This is a genomic window from Streptomyces boncukensis (genome assembly GCF_011045075.1).
GTDB classification, from domain to species: Bacteria; Actinomycetota; Actinomycetes; order Streptomycetales; family Streptomycetaceae; genus Streptomyces; species Streptomyces boncukensis.
This window is the reverse complement of record NZ_JAAKZZ010000427.1, coordinates 1-6,502: the sequence shown is the minus strand read 5'-3', so window position 1 is coordinate 6,502 and position 6,502 is coordinate 1. Positions and strand designations below refer to the sequence as shown.

Below are 6,502 nucleotides of genomic sequence, written 5' to 3'. Positions count from 1 at the left end.
CCCCGCACACCGAGCACGACCCGAAAGGACCCGCATGAGCTGGCGGATGCCCCCGGAAACCGCCCCGCAGGAACGCGTCTGGACCGCCTTCCCGCCCCGCGCGCCGTACGCCGGCGAGGAGCCCGGCACCCTGGAGGAGGCCCGCCGCGCCTGGACGCGGGTGGCCCTGGCCATCGCCCGGTTCGAACCGGTGACCATGCTCGCCGAACCCGCCGACCTGGACGCCGCCCGCCGCCTGCTGTCCGGGGACGCCGGGGGCGCCGGGGCCTCGGGGGCCGGCGCGGCCCCGCGGCGCGTCTCCCTCCTTCCGGCGCCGCTCGACGACGCCTGGATGCGCGACATCGGCCCCACCTTCGTCCTCGACGAGGACGGCCGGCTCGGCTCGGTGGAGTGGGTGTTCAACGGCTGGGGCCGGCAGGAGTGGGCCGCCTGGGAGAAGGACGCCCGCGTCGGCCGCCGGGTGGGCGACCTGGCGGGCGCCGTGAGCGTGCGCTCGCCGCTGGTGAACGAGGGCGGCGGCATCCACGTCGACGGACTGGGCACCGTGCTGGTGACGGAGACGGTGCAGCTGGACCCGCACCGCAACCCCGGCCTGGACCGGGCGGCCGTCGAGGCCGAGCTCGCCCGTACGATCGGCGCCGAGCACGTCATCTGGCTGCCGCGCGGCCTGACCCGGGACGCCGAGCGGTACGGTACGCGCGGCCATGTGGACCTGCTGGCGACCATTCCGTCCCCCGGCCGGCTCCTCGTGCATGTCCAGCCGGACCCGGCGCACCCGGACCACGCCGTCACCCGCGACATCCTCGACGTCCTGCGGGCCTCCACCGACGCGCGGGGCAACCCGTGGGAGATCACGGAACTGCCCGCGCCGAAGACGCTCAGCGACGAGGAGGGGTGGGTCGGCTACAGCTACATCAACCACCTCGTGGTCAACGGCGCCGTCATCGCCTGCGGATTCGAGGATCCGAACGACGAGCAGGCCCGCCGGATCCTCGCCGACGCCTATCCGGGCCGGGAGGTCGTCATGCTCGACGCCCGGACCGTCTTCGCGGGCGGCGGCGGCATCCACTGCATCACCCAGCAGCAGCCCAGGACGCCCGGAGGAGAGGAGCCCGGCGGCCATGCGTCTGACGCCCGGCGAGCGTGACCGGCTCGTCCTGTTCACCACCGCGGAGCTCGCCCGCGCCCGGCGCGGCCGGGGGCTGCGCCTCAACGTGCCCGAGGCCACCGCGCTCATCGCGGACACCGTCTGCGAACGGGCCCGCGACGGCGCGCGGCTGGCCGAGGCGCTGGACGCCGGACGCCGCGTCCTCGGCCCCGGCGACGTACTGCCCGGGGTGCCCGACGTGGTGACCCAGGTGGAGGTCGAGGCCGTGTTCGACGACGGGACCCGGCTGGTGGTGGTCACCGACCCGTTCGGCGGCGGGCACTTCGGGGAGCTGGCCCCGGGCGCGGTGCTGCCCGGACCGCAGCCGGCCGCGCCGCCCCCGCCGCACCCCTCGGAGTCCGTGACGCTGCCGGTCACCAACACGGCGCCGGTGCCCGTCAGCGTGACCTCGCACTTCCACTTCTTCGAGGTCAACCCGCGGCTGCGGTTCGACCGCGCCGCCGCCTACGGGCACCGGGCCGCGCTTCCCGCGGGCGCCACCGTGCGGTTCGCGCCGGGGGAGACCCGGGAGGTCACGCTCGTCCCCATCGGCGGCGAGCGCGTCGTCATCGGGTTCGCCGGGCTCGTCGACGGCCCGCTGGACGCGCCCGGCGCCCGCTCCCTGGCCCTCGCCCGAGCGCGGGCCTGCGGCTACCTCGACACCTCGGAAGGCCGGATATGACGACCGAACTCCACCGCGCCATCGCCGCCCACGGACCGCGCGCCGGCGACCGCGTCCGCCTCGGGGACACCGGACTCCTGGTCGAGGTCGAGCACGACTCGGCCGAGCCGGGCCAGGAGTTCCTCGTCGGCTTCGGCAAGACCGCCCGCGACGGGATGCACCTGCGGGCCGCGACCGTCCGCGACACCTGCGACATCGTCGTCAGCAACGTGCTCGCCGTCGACGCCGTGCTGGGCGTGCGCAAGGTGTCCATCGGCATCCGCGAGGGCCGGATCGCGGCCGTGGGCCGCGCCGGGAACCCGCACACCATGGACGGCGTCGACGTCGTCGTCGGCACCGGCACCGCCATCGTCCCGGGCGAGGGCCTGATCGCCACGGCGGGCGCCGTCGACACCCATGTGCACCTGCTCTCGCCGCGCGTCCTGGAGGCGTCGCTCGCCTCCGGCACCACCACCGTCATCGCCCAGGAGTTCGGCCCGGTGTGGGGCGTCGGCGTCAACTCGCCCTGGGGGCTGCGCCACGCCTTCAACGCCTTCGACGCCTGGCCCGTGAACATCGGCTTCCTGGCCCGCGGCTCCGCTTCCGACCCGGCCCCGCTGACCGAGGCGCTGGTCGAGGGCGGCGCGAGCGGCTTCAAGGTGCACGAGGACCTGGGCGCTCACACCCGCGCGCTGGACACCGCGCTGCGCGTGGCGGAGGAGCACGACGTCCAGGTGGCGCTGCACACCGACGGGCTGAACGAGTGCCTGTCCGTGGAGGACACCCTGGCCGCGCTGGAGGGGCGCACCATCCACGCCTTCCACATCGAGGGCTGCGGCGGCGGCCACGTCCCCAACGTGCTGCGGCTGGCGGGCGAGGCCAACGTCATCGGCTCCTCGACGAACCCCACCCTGCCCTTCGGCCGGGACGCGGTCGCCGAGCATCTGAACATGATCATGGCGGTGCACCAGCTGGATCCCGAGCGGCCCGGCGACCACGCCATGGCCCGCGACCGCATCCGCGAGGGCACCATGGGCGCCGAAGGGGTCCTGCACGACCTCGGGGTCATCCCCATCACCTCCTCCGACGCGCAGGGCATGGGCCGGGCCGGAGAGACGGTCCGGCGCACCTTCGCCATGGCGGGCCGGATGAAGGCCCAGTTCGGCGCCGAACACCCGCGCCACGACAACGACCGGGCGATCCGCTACGTCGCCAAGCTCACCCTCAATCCGGCGCTCGCGCACGGCCTCGCCCACGAGATCGGCTCCCTGGAGCCGGGGAAGCTGGCGGACATCGCGCTGTGGCGCCCTGACCGCTTCGGGGCCAAGCCCGAACTGGTCCTGAAGTCGGGCTTCCCCGCCTACGGCGCCACCGGCGACCCGAACGCCTCCGTGGAGACCGCGCAGCCCCTGGTGCTCGGGCCGCAGCTGGGCGGGCACGGGGCGACTCCCGCCGAGCTGTCGGTCGCGTTCGTGAGCCAGGTGGCCGCGGCGGAGGGCAACGACCGTATGACCACCCGGCGCCGGCGCGTCGGCGTCCGCGGCACACGGGGCATCGGCCCCGCGGACATGGTGCACAACAGCCGCACGGGCGAGGTGCGGGTCGCGCCGGACACCGGCCGGGTGACCCTGGACGGCGAACCGGTCAGCTCGGCCCCAGCGGACTCCGTCGCCCTGAACCGGCTGTACTTCCTGTGAGGGAGACCCCTGCTGACACCGGGCACGCCGGGCACGCCGGGAGCGCCTACACCAGATCCCGGAGCTGTCTGCGGGAGTTGATACCGAGTTTGCGGAAAACACTGCGCAGATGCGCGTCGATCGTCCGCGGGCTGAGGAACAGCCGGGCGGCCACCTCCTTCGTGGTGGCCCCGGTGGCGACCAGCCGCGCGATGTGCACCTCCTGCGCGGTGAGCTCGTCCAGGGTGCGCGGCACCCGGCTGCGCGCCTGTTCGCCGGTGGCACGCAGCTCCCCGGCCGCGCGCGCGGCGAACCCCTCCGCTCCCATGCCGGACAGCGCCTCGTGCGCGGCGCGCAGCTCCTCCCGCGCGTCCCGCCGCCGGCCCTGGCGGCGCAGCCACTCGCCGTAGAGCAGCCGGGCCCGCGCGCGGGATACGGCCGCGCGGGAGCCTTCGAGGTGGCCGAGGGCCGCGCGGTAGTCGTCCTCGTCGCCGGTGACCAGCGCCCTGGCGTACGCGGCCACGCCCAGCCCCCAGGGCGCGGCGCCGGCCCCGGTGCGCTCGGCCAGCCGCTCCAGGGCCGCGGCCGCCTGCCGGTGTTCGCCGCACCGGACCGCGGCCTCGACCAGCTCGGGCAGGGCGAGCCCGGTGAGGGCCAGGTCGCCGAGGGCGACAGCCCGCTCGGCCGCGTCGAGCGCCGTGCGGTAGTCGCCCAGCGCGTTGTGCAGCACGGCGGAGGCCCAGTGCACGCTCAGGCTCATACGCTGGTCCGAGGCGAGCGCGGCCTCGAAGAGCGGGGCGGCCTCCGCACGGCGGCCGCGCAGCGCGGACAGGTGCAGGCGCGGGTAGATCAGTGGCGAGGCGCCGGTCGCGCCGGCGATCGCCTCGCCTTCGGAGACCGCCTCCAGGGCCGCCGCGCAGTCCCCGGTGTGCGCCGAGGCGGCGGCCAGCATCGCCAGCCCGATGCGCAGGCCGTGCAGCGAGCCGGACTCCCGGCTCTCCGCCACCCGGTGCGCGGCGGCGCCGTGCAGCGCGTCGATGTCCCACACCTCGGCGGCGAGCAGCAGGGCGAGGGAGGGCCGGTGCCGCCACACCGGGTCGCGGACGGCGGCCACCACGGGGCGCAGCGCGGGGATCGCGGCCCGGTGGTCCTCGCCGACGAGGGCGACCACGGCGTCCAGTACGGCGTCGGCGGGGGCCGCCGGCCGCGGCGACGGCGGCGCGGAGCCCGCCGCGGCCGCCACCTCCGGCAGGCCGCCGACCAGCACGCTCATCTCGATCGCGTCCAGGCAGCAGGCGCGGGACCGCGCGGGGTCGTCGTCCGCCAGCCGGCGCGCGGCGCGCAGCAGGTGGGCGGGCGCGTCGTCGCCGCCCCGGTACCGGGCGAAGGAGAGCCGGGCGCGCAGCGTGTCCAGCGTGGCGCGCTGCCCGGCTTCCAGGGACATGGCGGCGGCGGTGGCCAGCAGCCGGTCCACCGCGTCGTAGGCGCCGCCCTCCAGCGTGGCCCGCGCCGCGGCCAGCGTGCGCTCCGCACGCCGGGCGGGGGAGCGGGACAGCGCAGCCGACCGCTCCAGGAAGGCCGCTGCGGCGGCCACGCCGCCCCGGGACCGGGCGCGCGCCGCGGACTGTTCGAGCGCGGTCGCCACCTCCTCGTCGGGGCCGGGGGCGGCCAGCGCGCGGTGCCAGGCGCGCCGGTCGGGGTCGGCGTCCGGGTCGGTCGCCGAGGCGAGCGCGCGGTGCGCCGCCCTGCGCTCCTCCGGGGCAGCGGCGCGGTAGACGGCCGAGCGGGCGAGGGGGTGCGGGAAGCGGACCCGGGTGCCGAACTCGACCAGCGAGGACACGTCCGCGGCGGACAGCGCCGTGGCGTCCGGCGCCGGATCCAGGCTCTCGGCGGCCCGCCAGACCAGGGCGGGATCCCCGACGGAGTCGGCGGCGGCCAGCGTGAGCAGCAGCCGGGTGGGGTGCGGCAGCCGCTCCAGGCGGGCCTGGTAGCTCCGCTCGATCCGGCCCGGCACGGGCGCTGCGTCCGGCGGCGCGAACCCGCCCGCCAGCCCGGTCGGCCCCACGCCGCGCGGCAGTTCCAGCAGCGCCAGGGGGTTGCCCCGCGCCTCGGCGAGGACGCGGTCGCGCACCCGCTCGTCGAGCGAGCCCGGTACCTCGGTGGTGAGCAGGGCGCGCGCCTCCGCGTCGCCGAGCCCGCCGAGGACCAGCTCGGGCAGGCCGTCGAGCTCGGCGGGCGGGTTCGGCTCGCGCGCCGCGAACAGCAGCAGCACCCGCTCCGCCGAGACCCGCCGGGCCAGGAAGGCCAGCGCCCCGGCCGAGGCGTGGTCGAGCCACTGGGCGTCGTCCATGACACACAGCAGCGGACGGTCCCGCGCTGCCTCCGCCAGCAGCCCCAGCGTGGCGACGCCCACGAGGAACGGGTCGGGCGTGCCCTCGCGCATGCCGAACGCCGCCTCCAGGGCCCCGCGGTGCGGGCCGGGCAGCGCGGCGAGGCTGCCCAGCACCGGTGCGCAGAGCTGGTGCACGGCGGCGAACGGGAACTCCATCTCGAACTCCGCGCCCTGCGCCCGCACGGTGCGGAAGCCGTCCGCGTGCTGCTCCGCGTGGGCGAGCAGCGCGCTCTTGCCGATACCTGCCTCGCCGCGTACGACCAGGGCCCCGCCGGTGCCCCGGCGGGCCGCGCCGATCAGTTCGCCGAGCCGCCGCGTCTCGTCCTCGCGGCCGGTCAGGGGGCGCCCCGCCGCCGACAGCCCGGTGCCCATGCTCTCTCCGTACCTCAGCCCTGCGTTGCCGTGATCGTACTCCGTGCGGGTGCGATGGAGCCGGGGCGCCGCACCCCGCGAGGCACAGCAGGGGGCTGCCCCGACCCAGCCGGCGCGCCGGATCCGTACTAGGGGGTGTTTCGAAAGCCCCGCACGCCACCTGGAACGCCCGGCACGTGCTCTCGCCGCACCGGCCGAAAGCCCGAGTACGCCCAGTACGAGGGCTTTCACCCGGCACGCCGAGAGCACGCACC

General features: G+C 76.7%; 4 protein-coding genes. 3 read left to right on the top strand and 1 reads right to left on the bottom strand.

Annotation, left to right across the window (positions count from 1 at the left end; genetic code table 11):
• Positions 1 to 46: 46 nt before the first annotated feature.
• Genes G5C65_RS28755 through G5C65_RS28745 form a run of 3 tightly spaced genes read left to right on the top strand, consistent with a single transcriptional unit; the run spans position 47 to position 3,505 of the window.
• Positions 47 to 1,147 carry an agmatine deiminase family protein gene (locus G5C65_RS28755; protein ID WP_241266122.1) on the top strand — a complete coding sequence of 367 codons (1,101 nt, stop codon included), beginning with the start codon at positions 47 to 49 and terminating at the stop codon, positions 1,145 to 1,147.
• On the top strand, positions 1,122 to 1,829 hold the full coding sequence (gene ureA / locus G5C65_RS28750) for an urease subunit gamma (RefSeq protein ID WP_165301963.1): 708 nt from the start codon (positions 1,122 to 1,124) through the stop codon (positions 1,827 to 1,829). Before G5C65_RS28755 ends, ureA begins: the two co-directional genes overlap by 26 nt.
• A complete protein-coding gene (locus G5C65_RS28745; RefSeq protein ID WP_165301962.1) occupies positions 1,826 to 3,505 on the top strand; it encodes an urease subunit alpha in 1,680 nt (559 codons plus the stop codon). The genes ureA and G5C65_RS28745 overlap by 4 nt, the downstream gene beginning before the upstream one ends.
• A 46-nt stretch (positions 3,506 to 3,551) precedes the next feature.
• On the opposite strand, the gene G5C65_RS28740 is transcribed toward G5C65_RS28745, so the two are convergent.
• Positions 3,552 to 6,248 (bottom strand): helix-turn-helix transcriptional regulator, encoded by a 2,697-nt coding sequence (locus G5C65_RS28740; RefSeq protein ID WP_165301961.1) that lies wholly within the window; start codon positions 6,246 to 6,248, stop codon positions 3,552 to 3,554.
• Positions 6,249 to 6,502 lie beyond the last annotated feature (254 nt).